15 protein-coding genes are annotated in these 16,449 nt (G+C 42.6%); 8 read left to right on the forward strand and 7 right to left on the reverse strand.

Annotated features, from left to right (window positions below; all coding sequences use genetic code 11):
• Positions 1-159: 159 nt before the first annotated feature.
• From infB to pnp, 8 genes are all read left to right on the forward strand, one after another.
• Entirely contained in the window at positions 160-2,883 is a 2,724-nt protein-coding gene (gene infB, locus JMY08_RS01600) for a translation initiation factor IF-2 (RefSeq protein ID WP_010197746.1), read from the forward strand.
• A gap of 203 nt (positions 2,884-3,086) precedes the next feature.
• A complete protein-coding gene (locus tag JMY08_RS01605; RefSeq protein ID WP_010197749.1) occupies positions 3,087-3,497 on the forward strand; it encodes a ribosome-binding factor A in 411 nt (136 codons plus the stop codon).
• Positions 3,497-4,552, forward strand: a complete 1,056-nt coding sequence (truB, locus tag JMY08_RS01610) for a tRNA pseudouridine(55) synthase TruB (RefSeq protein WP_201589244.1) — start codon at positions 3,497-3,499, stop codon at positions 4,550-4,552. The genes JMY08_RS01605 and truB overlap by 1 nt, the downstream gene beginning before the upstream one ends.
• Before the next feature lie 426 nt (positions 4,553-4,978).
• Positions 4,979-5,503, forward strand: a complete 525-nt coding sequence (locus JMY08_RS01615; RefSeq protein ID WP_189583628.1) for a type 1 glutamine amidotransferase domain-containing protein — start codon at positions 4,979-4,981, stop codon at positions 5,501-5,503.
• A gap of 81 nt (positions 5,504-5,584) precedes the next feature.
• The gene (locus JMY08_RS01620; RefSeq protein WP_201589247.1) at positions 5,585-5,746 is read left to right on the forward strand and encodes a hypothetical protein; all 162 of its coding nucleotides are present in this window, start codon (positions 5,585-5,587) and stop codon (positions 5,744-5,746) included.
• Positions 5,747-5,854: 108 nt separating this feature from the next.
• A complete protein-coding gene (locus JMY08_RS01625; protein ID WP_201589250.1) occupies positions 5,855-6,031 on the forward strand; it encodes a hypothetical protein in 177 nt (58 codons plus the stop codon).
• Between the two features lie 404 nt (positions 6,032-6,435).
• Complete coding sequence (gene rpsO, locus JMY08_RS01630; protein WP_010197757.1) at positions 6,436-6,702, forward strand: 30S ribosomal protein S15; 267 nt, start codon at positions 6,436-6,438, stop codon at positions 6,700-6,702.
• A 669-nt stretch (positions 6,703-7,371) separates the two neighbouring features.
• Positions 7,372-9,486, forward strand: coding sequence for a polyribonucleotide nucleotidyltransferase (gene pnp / locus JMY08_RS01635; RefSeq protein WP_201589665.1), 2,115 nt, complete (start codon positions 7,372-7,374; stop codon positions 9,484-9,486).
• 81 nt (positions 9,487-9,567) lie between these two features.
• On the opposite strand, the gene JMY08_RS01640 is transcribed toward pnp, so the two are convergent.
• The 7 genes from JMY08_RS01640 to JMY08_RS01670 all read right to left on the reverse strand — a co-directional run bounded on the left by JMY08_RS01640 (position 9,568) and on the right by JMY08_RS01670 (position 16,228).
• Positions 9,568-10,260 carry a tetratricopeptide repeat protein gene (locus tag JMY08_RS01640; protein WP_201589253.1) on the reverse strand — a complete coding sequence of 231 codons (693 nt, stop codon included), beginning with the start codon at positions 10,258-10,260 and terminating at the stop codon, positions 9,568-9,570.
• A gap of 247 nt (positions 10,261-10,507) precedes the next feature.
• Complete coding sequence (locus tag JMY08_RS01645) at positions 10,508-11,143, reverse strand: hypothetical protein (RefSeq protein ID WP_201589257.1); 636 nt, start codon at positions 11,141-11,143, stop codon at positions 10,508-10,510.
• 206 nt (positions 11,144-11,349) lie between these two features.
• Positions 11,350-12,270, reverse strand: coding sequence for a haloalkane dehalogenase (locus JMY08_RS01650; protein WP_201589260.1), 921 nt, complete (start codon positions 12,268-12,270; stop codon positions 11,350-11,352).
• A gap of 143 nt (positions 12,271-12,413) precedes the next feature.
• A complete protein-coding gene (locus JMY08_RS01655; RefSeq protein WP_201589274.1) occupies positions 12,414-12,986 on the reverse strand; it encodes a hypothetical protein in 573 nt (190 codons plus the stop codon).
• Positions 12,987-13,013: 27 nt separating this feature from the next.
• Positions 13,014-13,583, reverse strand: coding sequence for a hypothetical protein (locus tag JMY08_RS01660; protein WP_201589277.1), 570 nt, complete (start codon positions 13,581-13,583; stop codon positions 13,014-13,016).
• A 164-nt stretch (positions 13,584-13,747) separates the two neighbouring features.
• On the reverse strand, positions 13,748-14,005 hold the full coding sequence (locus tag JMY08_RS01665; RefSeq protein WP_010200725.1) for a YheV family putative metal-binding protein: 258 nt from the start codon (positions 14,003-14,005) through the stop codon (positions 13,748-13,750).
• Positions 14,006-16,228 (reverse strand): M3 family metallopeptidase, encoded by a 2,223-nt coding sequence (locus JMY08_RS01670; RefSeq protein WP_201589280.1) that lies wholly within the window; start codon positions 16,226-16,228, stop codon positions 14,006-14,008.
• Between the last annotated feature and the right edge of the window lie 221 nt (positions 16,229-16,449).

The following is a 16,449-nucleotide window of genomic DNA, read 5'->3' on the forward strand; positions in this document are numbered from 1 at the left end:
AACTGCATATCGCTGTCTTTTAGTGATATGCTATCGATAATAAAGTGCTGGTATAAAGTCGCATAATACATGCAACCTAACCACCAGCCTTAACCCAATCATTTGTAGCCAACAACTGAATTGAACATATAGCAAATAATAGACAGTAGGTGATAATAAATGGCAGATAAGACCGTCAAAGAACTGGCAGATATGGTAGGCAAAACCGCAAGTGCTGTAAAACAGCAACTGGTAGATGCTGGACTGCCTGCTCGCGCAGAGGATGACCTAGTCACCGAGCTTGAGCAAGAGAAGTTGGTGACGTATTTAAAGCAAAGTCATGGTCAGCAAGATAAGCGTCGTATTAGTCTCAAGTCTAAAACAACGAGCACCGCGCGTGTGACCGGCTCTTCAGGTAAATCTAAGAGTGTCAATGTGGAAGTGCGTAAAAAGAAAGTATTCGAAAAGCCTGATCCAGAAAAAATGGCTGAAGAGTTGGCTGCGCGTGAGCAAGCGATGATTGAGTCGCAAGAACGTGCTGCTAAGGACGCTGAAGAGCGTGCTGCTACTAAGAAAAAATCTGAAGAGCGTCAAGCAGCAACCTTAGCTGCGATGCGTGCCAGCTTAGGCTCTAGCAAAAAATCAGACGATAAGAATGACGACATTTCTACTTCAGTTGTTGTGAAAAAGGGCGGCAAGACTACTATTGAAGTCAAGCCTAAAGAACAGCCGAAGAAAAAAGTTGCTGCTACGAAACCTAAAGTTGAAACAGCAGCTGAGCGTAAAGCTCGTGAAGTACGTGAAAAAGAAGAAAACCGTCTACGCGAAATTGAGACAGAAACACGCCGTGTTCAAGCTGAAGAAGCGCAAAAGCGCACACTTGAGCAAATGCGTAAAATGGCTGGTAAATATACGGATCAGCCTGCTGCTGAAGTTCGCAAAGATGAGCCATTGGCTGAAGGTCTAGTCGGTGACGCATTAGAAGAATCATTTGAAAAAGAACGTCGTGAAATCAAGCGCGGTGCAAGTAGCACTGGTGCTCGTGGTCGTCGTCGTAAAAATCAAGATGAGCGTGAGATCAAAAACCGTAAAAATGGTTTACGTTCAACGCAAGCGTCACAGCATAAGTTTGAAAAACCTGTTGAAAAAATTGTCTATGATGTCGAGATCAGTGAGCAAATCACTGTCGCAGATCTTGCCCAGCGTATGGCAGTTAAAGCCCGTGAAGTCACTAAATTACTCATGAAAATGGGTGAGATGGCTCGTGAGTCAGATACGATTGATCAAGCGACAGCTAGTTTGATTGTTGAAGAAATGGGTCATAACCCAGTACCAGTTAGTGATACTAAGGTTGAAGACGATCTACAATCTGCAGTCAATGAACGCAGCAGTAACGTGCAAACACGTCCACCAGTCGTAACTATTATGGGTCATGTCGACCATGGTAAGACTTCATTGTTAGATAAAATTCGTGAAACGAAAGTAGCGAATGGCGAAGCAGGTGGTATCACTCAGCATATCGGTGCTTATCATGTAAAAACCGGTCGCGGTGTGATTACTTTCTTAGATACCCCAGGTCACGCAGCCTTTAGTGCTATGCGTTCACGTGGTGCGCAAGCGACTGATATCGTTGTACTGGTTGTCGCAGCTGATGATGGCATGATGCCGCAAACGGAAGAAGCTATCGACCATGCACGTGCTGCTGGTACGCCGCTTATCGTTGCCATCAACAAAATGGATAAGCCGGGCGCTGATCCTGATCGTGTACTCAATGAGTTGACTGCCAAAGAAGTCGTCTCAGAAGAGTGGGGTGGTGATACACCAATGGCGCGTATCTCAGCCAAAACGGGTGAAGGTATTGACGAGCTATTAGAATATATCAGCATCCAAGCAGAACTAATGGAATTAGAAGCGCCGTTAGATGGTGCTGCGCAAGGTGTGGTGATTGAGTCAAGACTTGAAAAAGGTCGTGGTCCTGTCGTTAGTGTTCTAGTCAAAAAAGGCACACTAAAACAAGGCGACTTGGTTCTAGCGGGCGAGCATTACGGTAAAGTCCGTGCGATGACTGATGAACATGGTCAGCGTATTCAGTCAGCGGGTCCTTCCATCCCTGTAGAGATTTTAGGATTACCTGAAACACCTGCAGCTGGTAGTGAATTCTTAGTCGTTACAGATGAGAAAAAAGCCCGTGAAGTGGCTGATTTCAGAACCAATCGCGAGCGTGAACGTCAACTTGAGCGTCAGAACGCCATGCGCTTAGAGAGCATGTTCGATCAGATGGAACAAGGCAATGTGTCATTCTTGAACATTGTTCTTAAAACTGATGTCCGTGGTTCGCTCGAAGCATTACTATCGGCACTGAATGAGCTGTCAACTGACGAAGTAAAAGTTCGCGTCATCAGTTCAGGTGTTGGCCCTATCTCTGAGTCTGATGTAACGCTTGCAGAATCTAGCGAAGCGGTATTGTTAGGCTTCAACGTTCGTGCAGACGCGACCGCACGTCGTAAAGCAGATGCAGCCAACATGGATATTCGCTATTACAGTGTTATCTATGGCTTGATTGATGATGTAAAAGCAGCCATGAGTGGAATGCTTGCGCCTGAACATCGTGAGAAAATCTTGGGTGTTGCTGACGTTCGAGAAGTATTCCGTTCTAGTAAGTTCGGTGCAGCTGCCGGTTGTATGGTGGTTGAAGGTACAATCTATCGCAATAAGCCTATCCGTGTACTGCGTGATGACCAAGTTATCTTTACTGGTCAGCTGCAATCATTACGTCGTTATAAAGAAGACGTTAATGAAGTACGTACTGGAATGGAGTGTGGCCTAGCCGTTCGTGGTTATGATGTCGAAGCTGGTGATAAGATCGAAGTCTTTGAAATTCAAGAGTTCGAACGTACTATCTAAAGTCACCGCTCGATAGTAAGGTCTCTAATCATGCAAGACGCTTAATCAGCTGAGCATATTAGTATCTCCTTCATATCTAGCTGTACTTAGGCCTAGCAGGTACATCCTGCTAGGCCTTTTTTAACAAATATCAGCCCTTAAATGTATTAATAAGCAAACGGGCTAATCCATAAAAATAGGCCATATCAAATTAAGGTAACAATATGAACCAACGTTTACAGCGCTTATCCGATCAAATTCAGCGTGAGCTTGCTGTTCTTATTCGTGACGCAGTCAATGACCCGCGTCTGACTGGTTTTGTCACTATCTCTAGTGTCAAGGTCAGCCCAGACTTAGGGTATGCGGACGTTTATGTCACCATCATGGAGCCAGAGCTTAATGACGCGATGACCAAAACCAACCACGAAGAAAGCATCAAAGTTCTGAATAAAGCGGCAGGTTTTTTGCGTACCGAATTGAGCCATAGTCTCAAAACGCGTACGACTCCACGTCTGCGCTTTCATTATGATGAAGTAACGGCTCGTGGCAACTATATGATGGACTTGATCAGTCAAGCGGTCATCAAAACTGAGCAGAATGAAGATGAAGTCGATAGCAAAGAAAATGATGATTAATGACAATGACTAGTCAACAAACAACGGATAAACAAAAAGTCTCCGGCGTTATCTTAGTTGATAAGCCGCAAGGTATGACGTCACAGCAAGTGGTCTCAAAAGTGAAGTATTTGTTTAAGTCTCCTGCACATGACAGCAAAAAAGCTGGTCATACAGGTACGCTTGATCCCATGGCCACTGGTCTATTGCCTATTTGTATGGGTGAGGCCACGAAGTTTAGTCATTATCAACTTGATGCCGACAAATCTTACCAAGCGACGATATTGCTTGGTAGCCAGACAGATACTGGTGATGCTGATGGTCAAATCGTTGGACAGGTGTCTATTCCAACTTTTGATCAATCAATATTGGACAAGGTTGCTCAACAGTTTTTAGGGGCTCAGCAGCAAATACCACCGATGTATTCTGCTTTAAAAAAGGACGGTAAAAAGCTTTATGAATATGCCCGTGCTGGTATCGAAGTAGAACGAGCGCCAAGAGATATCGTGATTAAGGCCATTGATTTAAAAGCTATTGATAACGAGCAGATTCAATTGACGGTGACTTGTACAAAAGGTACTTATGTGCGCGTATTGGCAGAGGATATTGCCAAGATAATGGGCACATTAGGGCATTTAATCGCATTGCGCCGTACGCAGGTCGGAAAGTTTAGCATAGTGGAATCGATTTCTTTATCAGCGTTAGAGGCGCTATCGTTAGATGAGAGACAGGCACAGCTCCTTGCTATTGATGCATGTGTCAATATCGAGGCTGAGCTTACATTGACTGCTGAACAGTATACCCGTGTCCATATGGGGCAGCGGTTGAATGTTTTTGAGCAGCTTACTGATAATTTGCGCGACTATATTTCAACCCGTATTAGCCACCAGTCTTCTGTTTCAGAAAGCAATGACACCCCACTAGATAGCGATATCGTCAGTAGTGACGATGAACAACCATTGCTCCACGAGATAGCGGTAGATATACGCTTGCTAGATGAGCAAGGGGAGTTTATTGGATTGGGCGCTGTTAGTCTCAATGGCCGACTACAACCTAAGAAATTAATCCAGCGGTAGGGTTATATTTGCTAAGCTTTTCGTGTTTCGTATGTTTCGTATGTTTCGTATGCTTCATGTGGCTATGAGCCAATTAATCCTCTTTAAACTTACTAACAGTTTACACTAATCACATATCCTCACATTTTATTGCAGGTTTCACCTATGGTGAAGCCTGTTTTTTTTGTACATTAGATAAGTCAGCTAGGGAAGGCTAGAAGAGATAACCAATGTAATAAAAATAAAAAGTACACTAATAAGAAAAATTTAAAATAATAAAAAATGCTTAGGGAATAGTTTTAACAAGGAAAGTTTTACTGCTGAAGTCTCAACACTAAATAAAAACAAAGAAGTACTATAAAAACAAGAAGTACTCATAATAAAAAAAACAGATAAATCAATAATAAAATTTATATATAGAATCACAATATAAAGACAAGGAATACCATGAAAACGATCGCTTTCTTACTACACAATAATTTTGAACAAGCAGAGTATGAAGATGTTAATAATCAGCTGAAAGAAAAAGGCTATAACACACTGCTTATTACCACTAACGAAGACAAAAAAGTTCAAGCGATGAATCAAGATGTCAACAAAGGTGACACTTTCACCGCTGACATCTTTGCAAGTGAGGCTAAGGTTGATGACTATGACGCGCTAGTAGTGCCAGGTGGTACTGTAAATGCGGATACCATTCGAGGCAATAAAGAAGCTCACAGTATAATCAATGCAATTAATGAAGCAAGTAAACCGTTGGCGGTTATCTGCCATGCACCTTGGGTACTTATTAACACGGGTATCGCAAAAGGTAAGACCTTAACGGCGTACCACTCATTGCAAACAGATTTGGAAAATGCGGGAGCAAACTTCGTTGATAAAACCGTACAAATTGACGGTAACTTAATTACTTCGCGTAATCCAGATGATATCGAAAATTTCGTTGATGCTATCGATAAAGCCTTGTCTTAACTGGCCTTGTAAGATATTAACAATGAACATACAGCATTAATCTACCAATAACTATAACCAACCATGATCGAGGAACATATTATGTCAAACTCTAATCCAAACGATACCAAGCTTGAGCAACAACGTTCTGAATCAGCAACTGCAGCTCTTAAAAGCCAAACCGAAAATAACCATACTGAAGAGTCAGAAGCAGCGGCAGATCGCGTTGCGGACAATTTAGAAAATGCTAAAGAAGACAAGTAGAGTATTTAAAGTGTCACTCATAGCTGGGTGACGCTATTACATTTTTTTAGCTTGGTATCAATAATTATAAAACTAAATAGTTCAGAAAATAATAACTTAGGAGCTAATATGAGTAATTCACCGAATAATATGGACGAGCAAGAAAAAGAGATTGAAAAGCTTGCAGAAGACATAGACCCTAGCGAACATGCCACTCCAGATAGTTTAGCGGAAGTCACTACGGCAGCACCTCTTGCTGATGATGAGCTAGGTGGTAATGCTACTGAGAGCGATGTGAAAAAGTAATATGCTAGAATTTTGTAATGGCTATGCTTGTAGTGGCTGTGAATGTACCTTAGATTGTTATATTGGCAATTCGTCTTGCCATGAAACTATTATGAAAAACTGCTGCTAGTTCAGCAGTTTTTTGGTATAATAACCGTCACATTTGAATTAAGATTTTAGATAAAGCAGGTTGCTGAGCTCACTGTTCAAAGCAGATGATTGAGTTGGGCAATATTCCGCTAATATCTGGCTTATTTTTAAGTGGTTTTTTATAACACATTGAGCTTGTCGTACACTAGGTCAACTCTAGTAATGCAGGGTTGTCCTGAATGGCGTACAAGTTACTTTATTTACTATTCTATAGCTTTTAAGATGGCTTAAATTTGAGTGCATCTTGGATGCTTTTAGCATTGCCGGAGATATTTATGCTAACTAATACTGATCGCGAACAAATCATTTCTCAATACCAGCGCGGCGAAAACGACACTGGTTCTCCAGAAGTTCAAGTAGCTTTGCTAAGTGCACGTATTAACGATTTGCAGAACCATTTTAAAGCGCATAAAGCTGATAATCATAGCCGTCGTGGTCTTATCCGTATGGTTAACACGCGTCGTAAATTGCTTGATTACCTAAAAGGTAAAGATCTTGGTCGCTATACCACTCTTATTAGCCAGTTGGGTCTACGTCGTTAATTTAACGACAATAGTACGAGCGATCGCTAAAATAACAAATGCCATCCTGTGGCGCTATTTTGAATTTTTTGCTAAATCGCTTGGAACTTGCTTGTTGCTATCGATAAAATAGATTTTTCTAAAACGGTGTGGAATAGTTTCACACCGTTTTTTTATGCTTGTTAATATAGATGATTAATCTCAAATATTTTCACGCTATAGTTTTAGAATTTTTTGTAAAACTAAGGGTTGACTCAATGCTGATTTGAGTCATATCTAGGGAAGACTATAAACAACAGCCCTGTTTTGCAATTAATTGGTCAATGGCTAGAAATCACTGTAAAATAATGCTTGGTCAATTTTATGCCATTGCTACTATCTGTAGTAGCACCTTAGCAAAGATAGAAAAACATCGTATATGTATGGTTGCTGCTTGGCATAAGCTTTGACTATATTGATGAAAAAACGAATTTGAACGACTAAAAATATGTAATAGTACGATGTCTACTGTAGACAAATGCATAAGATAGGCAGGTGACACTATCAGTCTCATCGATAGGACTTGCAGATAAGAGACTTGTTCCTCAGGAGCTAGAGACAAAGAATTTTAATGACAAATATCAACGCGCTTATGACGTTGATATTATTTTCGTCAGTCAACATTAGGAAAATTATATGACAAATCCGACAATGTTCAATACTGTTAAACGTGAATTCCAATATGGCAGCCAGCAGGTTGTTATCGAGACAGGGCGTATCGCCCGTCAAGCCAACTCTATTTTAGTTCACATGGGTGGTGTTACTGTCCTAGTGGCTGCCGTTGTTAAGTCTGATGCGAAAGAAGGCCAAAACTTCTTTCCATTGACCGTCAACTATCAAGAAAAAATGTACGCAGCGGGTAAAATCCCAGGTGCTTATGGCAAACGTGAAGGCCGTGCGAGCGAGTTCGAAACGCTAACGTCACGCTTGATTGACCGCCCGATTCGTCCGCTATTCCCTGAAGGTTATGTGAATGAAATTCAGATTACTGCGACGGTTGTATCGTCAGATAAGACTCAATCAGCAGATATCGCTGCATTAATTGGTGCTTCAGCGGCACTGGCTATCTCTGACGCGCCATTCAATGGTCCAGTCGCAGCTGCCCGTGTTGGCTTCATCAATGGCGAGTACGTACTGAACCCAACAATCGAGCAGCTCAAAGAGAGCGATCTTGATTTGGTTGTGGCTGGTACTAAGTCTGCCGTATTGATGGTTGAATCAGAAGCAGCAGAGCTTTCAGAAGATCAGATGCTAGGTGCAGTACTTTACGGTCATCAACAGCAGCAAATCGTTATTGATAACATTGCATCAATGGCTGAAGAAATCGGTACTGCTAAGCAGCAGTATAGCGCCCCTGAGCGTGATCAAGCGCTTACCAGCAGCATGAAAGAGCAGTTTGGCGAGCAAGTTGCTGACGCTTATACGATTACTGATAAACAAGCGCGCTACACTAAGCTTGACGAAATTAAGCAATCAATTATTGATACGCTTGCTAGTGATGCTGAGTCAGAAGACTATGCTGATACGGTATCTGAGCTTAAAGAAATCTATAACGACCTTAAATATCGTACGGTTCGTGACAATATCTTGTCAGGTAAGCCGCGTATTGATGGTCGTGACCCTGAAACCGTTCGTGCGCTTGATGTGCAAGTTGGTGTTCTACCATATACGCATGGTTCAGCATTGTTCACACGTGGTGAGACGCAAGCATTGGTTACAACTACTCTTGGCAACAGCCGTGACGTCAACATGATTGACTCACTAGGTGGCACTATCCGTGACCATTTCATGCTGCATTATAACTTCCCGCATTTCTCAGTCGGTGAAACGGGTCGTGAAGGTATTCCAAAACGTCGTGAAATCGGTCATGGCCGCTTAGCACGTCGCGGTGTACAAGCAATGCTTCCAGATAGCGAACGCTTCCCGTATGTCATCCGTGTGGTATCAGAGATTACTGAATCAAACGGTTCATCTTCTATGGCATCTGTTTGTGGTGCAAGTTTGGCATTGATGGATGCAGGCGTACCAATTAAAGCCCCAGTTGCTGGTATCGCGATGGGTCTGGTTAAAGAAGGCGAGCGTTTCGCTGTACTATCAGACATCTTAGGTGATGAAGATCATCTTGGCGATATGGACTTTAAAGTTGCTGGTTCTAAAGACGGTATTACTGCGCTTCAGATGGACATTAAAATCGAAGGGATTACCCCTGACATTATGGAGCAAGCGCTTAAGCAAGCCCATGCCGGTCGTATCCATATCCTAGATGCGATGAATAAAGTATTGCCTGAGAGCCGTACTGAAATCAACGCGCATGCACCTAACTATGCCGTTATCGAAATCAATCCGGATAAAATCCGTGACGTCATCGGTAAAGGCGGCGCGATGATTCGTCAGCTAACGGAAGAAACTGGCGCAGTTATCGATATCGATGATGGTGGCACGATTCGTATCTTTGGTGAAAACAAAGCAGCGACCAAAGCCGCTATCGGCAAAATCGAAGCATTGACTGCTGAAGTTGAAGTGGGCAAAACTTACGAAGGTACAGTCGCTCGTATCGTTGACTTTGGTGCGTTCGTTAACGTCTTGCCAAACACTGATGGTTTAGTGCATATCTCACAAATCGCAGAAGAGCGCGTTGAGAATGTATCAGATTATTTAAAAGAAGGTCAAACCGTTAAGGTACTCGTACAAGACGTGGATAACCGTGGTCGCATTAAGTTGACTATGAAAGGCGTTGAGCAGGGTTCAACCTCAACTGCTGAATAAGTACTTTCGCTTGATATAAAAAACCGCTTTGGGCTGTTAGTTAATAACACTCAAGGCGGTTTTTTTGTGGTTTAAAGAGTTTTATTCGTTTAAATCGCTATAGTACTTGCAACCCGGTTGATAACCTTCATCACAAGACTGCTTATAGAGATTTTTTGCTTTACTCTTATTCTGGGTTACACCGTCGCCTCCCTCATACATAAAACCAAGACTAACTTTTGCGCCAGCATCACCTTGATCAGCCGCTTTCTGATATAGTTCAAAAGCTTTCAGGTGGTCTTGAGGCGTACCCATACCATAATTATATATATCAGCAAGACTAACTTTTGCGCCAGAATCACCCTGATCAGCTGCTTTTTTATACCACTCTATAGCCTTTGCATCATTTTTAAATGCACCTCTATCATCTTGATACATATATGCAAGACTAGATTGTGCAGGGGCATAGCCTTGATTAGCTGCTTTTTGATACCATTTAAATGCTTTCATATGATCCTTTGTTAAGCCCCAACCCCATTTGTACATTCCACCAAGACTGTTTTGAGCCTCATAATTTCCCTGATTGGCTGATTTTATGTACCATTCAATCGCTTTCCTATAGTCTTGTTCGATACCCGTGCCGTTGGCGTATATTTTACCAAGATCAAATTGAGCTTCAGCATTGCCTTGATTAGCCAATTTTTGGGTTTGATTGAAGTCTAATGCAATAGCTGATACAGACAACATCGCTGCTACTAAAAACACAGTTATCTTATTTATGGGCGCATTTTTCAATTTCGTATCCTAGTTATATTAAGTTCCACTATAGCTACTTTATAAATTGCTTTATTGATTAGGGAAAACATAAATAGTATAGCTCTTTGAACAAGATATTAACGTTCTCACCATATATACCTATCTCCTGTACTGAACCGCTAAGACGTTTAATCGGACAAAAAAAATCCAACGCCAAACGCTCATAGTAGACGTTCAACATTGGATTGATAAAACTCTAGAATAATTGTCTAATTAACCAGAGTAACTATTCTTGATCTAACTTGTCGATCATACCCTGATATTTTTCTTTTTTAGCAGCGATCTTTTTGCGTCTTTCTTCAGCCGTCGTGACCAAATTTTTGGCGACGTCTAAGCTCTTATCAAAGGCCGCTAATTCAAGATCTACCGCATCCAATAGTTTGCCAAGCATCATAGCCGTCGCTTTTTCAGAGACATCCTGAGTCATACCACTAGCATCAGATTTAAAGTCGTCTTTCAGCTTTGACGCCCACTGATAAATGCCTGCCATGGTAATGCTAGATTTATCCTCTTGATCAGCATTATCTTTTTTACTGGTCTTGTCTTTTTGATTAGACTTGCTGTCTTTGGTGTTTTTGTCAGACTGATCGTCTTTATCGTCACTATTAGATTTGTCGTCTTGATTAGATTTTTGATTTTTATCAGAATCTTTATTCTTGCTTGATTTATCTGACGTATCATTTTTAGCAGTACTATCGTCTTTAGCTTCCTCGTAGTCATGCTCAGCGTTGTACGCTTCAAAGTCGCCGTCCTCAAATACCACGGTATCCTCTCTGACCACTTCTACGCCAGTCACTGCTTTATTGTTGGTAGATTTTTTTGAATTTTCAGCAGCATCGTTTTTTGCATTGTTGTTTGACATAGCTTGTTATCCTTATTTAAATTTGAATGTAATAAGTTTTTATAGTATTTGCCTATAAAATGGATACTAAGCTAAGCGCATTTTTTTATCAATATATGGATATAAATATACCGTTTAATGCCTACAGGAAGATACATGCCATGGTTTAAAGCATTAAACGGTAACAATTGAGCTGCATGTGATAACGAAGAAAATATTAAATTTTCTTAATCATTATTAATAGGGTTGTCAGCAATAAACTGAGCCACTAGCTCAGCCAGTTTTTCGCCTTGGTCTTCTTGTAAGAAATGACCACCGTTAATAATAGTGTTATGGTTTTGACCTTTAGTTCCAGGGATAAGTTTTTGCATGATTCGATCACCACCACCAGTGACAGGGTCAGAATCGCTAAACAGGGTAATGAAAGGTTTATTAAACTTGCCAAGCTCGCCCCAGGCGGCACGGTTTTTCGTTGAAGCAGGATCGTCCGGTGTGGTCGGTACTAGTATGGGGAACTGTCTTGCGCCTTCTTTGTACGATTCATCAGGGAAGGGCGCATTGTAAGCATCGATTACTGCCTGTGATAGTTCGGTCGTAGTGCCACTATTAATAATGCTACCGACATGAAACTTCGGAGTATCTTGTGAGAATTGCTGCCACTTGCGGAAGCTTTCTCCTGGATCGTGATCTCCCGTGGGGAGCATGGTATTGCCAGCTGCTACTCGAGCAAATCTGTCTGAATTTTCTGCCACGAGACGTAGACCAATTAGGCCACCCCAATCTTGACAAAATAATGTGATATTTGTTAAATCTAACTGATCAAGTACGGATTGCATCCAGTCGACATGGCGCTGGTAGGTATAATCCGTACGGGCGGCAGGTTTATCTGAGCGCCCAAAACCAGGAAGATCTGGTGCAATGACGCGATGTCCAGCCGCTGTCAGTATCGGTATTACTTTACGATATAGATAACACCATGAAGGCTCGCCATGTAGTAGTAAAATCGGATCGGCATCCTTGGGACCTTCATCGAGATAATGTACACGCAGCTCACCGCCTTCGCCATCATCGACCATCATATAATGCGGCGAAAAATCGTAATCGGCTAGGTTTTCAAAGCATGAATCGGGGGTTCTAAGTATTTTCATAGGGTATCCTTATCCTGATAATAAATAACCGTGCTTTCTCAAACAGTAAACACTCATTTAGCATAGCATTCAAGCCATTATCGGTGTCATGTTTTTTGAATGTTAAAGATTGTGCTATGCACCAACAAACGTTCTATTTGTTCTTAAATATCGATACTTTTGGGTACGTGCACATCAATACGCAGCTTAGGAAGGTCTTGTAGTTGCTGAATTAGTAAAGGCAAGATATCGAGATACCAGTTTAATGGCAGGGAGGTTGCGACGTTCGATTCAGGAGGCGAACTGCCTACAGTACTGTGTAAATGACTATCGATAAGCGGGCGGGCAAATAGGGCAATTCTGCGGATGCCTTGATGGCGAATAAGAGGAATAAGCTGGTGGTGCAAGTCTGTTAAAGCGTCAGTGAGCCAGCGCGACCGCGTCGGATGATAAGGGTGATCTGAGATAACAAGATTGGCAATATAACTGGGTTGATTACCATTACTGCTGACGCCAAGGCCAGACTGTTCTCGTGTGCGTTTGTGGAGTAAACAGCTACCAGCGTTTAGACTACCGTCACGGCACGCGCGACGATAGTGATGGTAGTTATCAGCGAATAGCGTCTTGGTTCGTGCGAGGATAGGGTCGAGCAGGATGCCAGCAGTATTAACTGGTAAGATAAGTAACTGGGCACTGCTATTTAAAATAGGGGCATGCGTCAATTGTAGATTCGCCATCGTCAGCCCCTTCAAAAAATAGTATGTTTATTCTACTTTGGCTTGTACTGTGCTTTCTGATTCTAATTGTGCGATTTGTTGTTCGAGCAAGGCAATTTGATCTTCCTTCATATCCGTCAATTTTTTATTCATCGCTAATTGTTCAGATGCCAGCTTTTCTTGGGCAGCCCAGCGTTTACGCTCATCTTCTAAGCGATCAATTTCTTCTTTGGCCAGACTATCCGTCTTTGGTAAAGGAGCGCTTAAGATGGTAGCAGGTTTTGGTACTTGACTATTTGAGTTGTCAGCTGTGTCAGCGGCGGTAGCATTCTGATCAAGGACAGTCGCTTCACTCGTTATAGCGTCATCACTATTGACTTCACTGAGGACATTTTCTGCTGGCATAGCAGCAGACTGTGCAGCCTCGTTTTGCTCAGCGATTGATGGTGAGCTGCTGCCAGTTTTTCTAGTCTCAGGTACAGATTGCGCCCAAACTAAATAGCCGATAACAATGAATAGCAGTGCCAATATAATCGCTATCCAGATTCTACGGCGCGATTTAGCGGCTTTCGCTTTTTCACGTTTGCTCAACAAAGGATGCTTTTTTTTATTTTTCATACTACGGTCAATTTATGTCAAAGATATAAGTAGCCATACTATAGCAAACTCAAAATAAAAAGCCTATCTATTGCTAGATAGGCTTAAAGTACTGTTAAATAATAAAGCACTTAAAAAACTTTTAAGTATCAGTATCAGTATCAGTATCAGTATTATTTGTTTGCTTAAGTTTTGAATTTTACCGTGCCACTGGTGCCTGTCGCCATCGCATCACGAGCGAGTTGGTCTTCCGCATGATTTTTGGCACTGATGGCATCAGGGTCGGGGCGATGTTCTGCATGGCTACATTTAGTACATTCAATATACTCATCAGGCACAGGCGTCGTAATATTTACCTGTACCACCGCGTCCATCGCCTGACATTTGGGACAGCGGACGCCCGCCAAAAATCGGCGCTTTGGGCGTGACGATTGATAACGCATCTAAATAACCTCGCGATTGCTTTTGGCATTGGCGGCATCAATGTTTTTAATATTGCTAAAGCCACTGTGACGCAATAAGGCATCAATACTGGCACTACGACCACGGAAGTTCTCAAAGTTAGTCTTGGCGGGGAAGCTCCCACCAACCGATAAAACAGTCTCACGGAAAGCTTTACCGGTCACTGGATTAAAAATACCTTCTTCTTCGAACTTACTAAAAGCATCTGCAGACAATAGCTCTGCCCATTTATACGAGTAATAACCTGCCGCATAGCCACCTGCAAAGATATGACTAAAACCATTGGCAAAGCGGTTATAGTCAGGTGTCTGCATGATGGCAATATCGTTACGAACCGTATTTAAGGTTGCCAAGATACCATCATAATCAAGTGCTGGCGTGTGTGCATGAATCAATAAGTCGAACAGTGAGAACTCGATTTGACGCAGGGTTTGCATGCCGCTTTGGAAGTTTTTTACCGCCAGTAAGGCTGCAAGTTTGTCTTTAGGCAAGGGCTCGCCAGTCTCGACATGGCTACTGATAAGGGCAATACCTTCAGCATCCCACGCCCAGTTTTCCATAAATTGACTGGGCAGCTCGACTGCATCCCACTCAACACCATTAACACCTGCGACATCACCGACTGTCACTTGCGTTAAAAGATGATGTAGCCCATGACCAAACTCATGGAACAAGGTCAGTACTTCGTCATGGGTTAATAAGCTTGGTTTGCCATCGAGGGCAGGCGTGAAGTTACCGACCATAAAACAAACCGGTAGCTGCTGATGGTCTTGCTCGTCATAAGTATAACGCGACTGAAAACCACTCATCCAAGCACCGCCGCGCTTACCACTACGGGCAAACAAGTCAAAATAAAAGCCGCCAAGCAAGTTATCGTCAGCATCAAACAACTGATAGAAGCTTACCTCGTTGTGCCAGCGCGATACAGATGTGCTCTCACTATCTGTCTTACCACTAGCTGTCTCATCACTACTTTGCTCTTGTACTTTGATGCCGTATAGGCGCTCGACAATGGCAAACAAGCCATTAATGACTTTTGGTAACGGGAAGTATGGGCGTATCTCTTCTTGCGATAAATTAAATTCGCTTTGTTTTACTTTTTCAGCGATATAAGCACTGTCCCAAGGCTGCAAATCATCAATGCCATAATCTTGCGCATATTTTTGCAGTTGCGCTAAATCCTGCTTAGCAGCTGGAGTGGCTTGCGTGGCCAAATCGCGTAAAAAGGTTTCTACTTCTGCCACGTTATCTGCCATTTTAGTCGATAGCGATACCTCTGCGTAATTGTCAAAACCTAATAGAGCGGCTTTTTGCTCACGTAATCGTAGGATTTGACCCATGATATCGGCGTTATTAAGCGACTCGCCTTTGGCATTGGTATGCGTATCAAATTCTGAGGCACGCGTGACATAAGCACGGTACAACGTCTCACGTAGACTACGGTCGTCAGCATGAGTCATGACCGCAAGGTAAACGGGGATATTTAAACTTGCTACGTAATAAGGGGTCGGCAATGCATCGATATCTGCTTGCGTGAGGGCGCCGCTGGCAAGCTCACGGGCTTTATACTGTTCGCCCACGTCTGCCAACAGTGCCAAACCACTTTCGGTCAACCCCGCCAATTGCGCTTGCTTAAGTGGTAAGGCGTAGGCTTGGGTAGCATCCAATATATTGTCTGAGAACGTCGCTGATAAGGTTGAGAGTTCACTTTGAGTCGCAGCGAATTGTTCTTGCTCAGCTCTAGGTAACGCCACACCTGACATCTCAAAGCTTCTAAGCGCAAGCTCAATGGCACGAGCGCGCGCAGGCTCAAGTGAGTCAAAGAATGCTGTGTCACTGACAATGGTTTGATAACGACTAAATAGCGGCTGATGCTGCCCCACACGAGTGCCGTAAGCAGACAGCTTAGGCAACAACTCATGATGCACATGACGAATCTCATCATTGCTCATCACGCTATTGAGATGCGACAAAATACCCCAACTGCGATCTAATGCCAGATTGATATGATCAAAATTCATCACATCGCTCAGAGCTTGCTCAGCAGTGACATCAGCAGGACTGTGGTTGCTGTCAGTATGGGCTGTCATTTCATCTAAAAAAGCATTGGCATCGTCTATTGCGCTAATGACTTGGCTTTGTAATGCACTTGGTGAAACATTGGCAAAATCGACAAGACGTAAATCTGGAGAAATGGGTGTCATAAAGGTATCCGATATCTGATATTAGTGAATAAATTATTATTGGTTAAATAGGGTTTGGTATAAGTGATTTGCGTGATGTCACACACAGAGTATAAAAGGCTGTCAGTTACTTTTTTATTTTGCGGTCTTATACCTATATTATATAAAAGATGGGTTCATTTAATGAAAATGCAACCTACTCGCTGACAATACAGAAAGTAAAGCGACGAGAGGGTCGATAT

It is taken from the genome of Psychrobacter sp. Pi2-51 (assembly GCF_904846665.1).
GTDB lineage: Bacteria > Pseudomonadota > Gammaproteobacteria > Pseudomonadales > Moraxellaceae > Psychrobacter > Psychrobacter glaciei.

Coding starts and splice junctions, on each gene's coding strand:
- infB (WP_010197746.1), top strand. CDS start 160: ATGGCAGATAAGACCGTCAAAGAACTGGCAGATATGGTAGGCAAAACC.
- JMY08_RS01605 (WP_010197749.1), top strand. CDS start 3,087: ATGAACCAACGTTTACAGCGCTTATCCGATCAAATTCAGCGTGAGCTT.
- truB (WP_201589244.1), top strand. CDS start 3,497: ATGACAATGACTAGTCAACAAACAACGGATAAACAAAAAGTCTCCGGC.
- JMY08_RS01615 (WP_189583628.1), top strand. CDS start 4,979: ATGAAAACGATCGCTTTCTTACTACACAATAATTTTGAACAAGCAGAG.
- JMY08_RS01620 (WP_201589247.1), top strand. CDS start 5,585: ATGTCAAACTCTAATCCAAACGATACCAAGCTTGAGCAACAACGTTCT.
- JMY08_RS01625 (WP_201589250.1), top strand. CDS start 5,855: ATGAGTAATTCACCGAATAATATGGACGAGCAAGAAAAAGAGATTGAA.
- rpsO (WP_010197757.1), top strand. CDS start 6,436: ATGCTAACTAATACTGATCGCGAACAAATCATTTCTCAATACCAGCGC.
- pnp (WP_201589665.1), top strand. CDS start 7,372: ATGTTCAATACTGTTAAACGTGAATTCCAATATGGCAGCCAGCAGGTT.
- JMY08_RS01645 (WP_201589257.1), bottom strand. CDS start 11,143: ATGTCAAACAACAATGCAAAAAACGATGCTGCTGAAAATTCAAAAAAA.
- JMY08_RS01650 (WP_201589260.1), bottom strand. CDS start 12,270: ATGAAAATACTTAGAACCCCCGATTCATGCTTTGAAAACCTAGCCGAT.
- JMY08_RS01655 (WP_201589274.1), bottom strand. CDS start 12,986: ATGGCGAATCTACAATTGACGCATGCCCCTATTTTAAATAGCAGTGCC.
- JMY08_RS01660 (WP_201589277.1), bottom strand. CDS start 13,583: ATGAAAAATAAAAAAAAGCATCCTTTGTTGAGCAAACGTGAAAAAGCG.
- JMY08_RS01665 (WP_010200725.1), bottom strand. CDS start 14,005: ATGCGTTATCAATCGTCACGCCCAAAGCGCCGATTTTTGGCGGGCGTC.
- JMY08_RS01670 (WP_201589280.1), bottom strand. CDS start 16,228: ATGACACCCATTTCTCCAGATTTACGTCTTGTCGATTTTGCCAATGTT.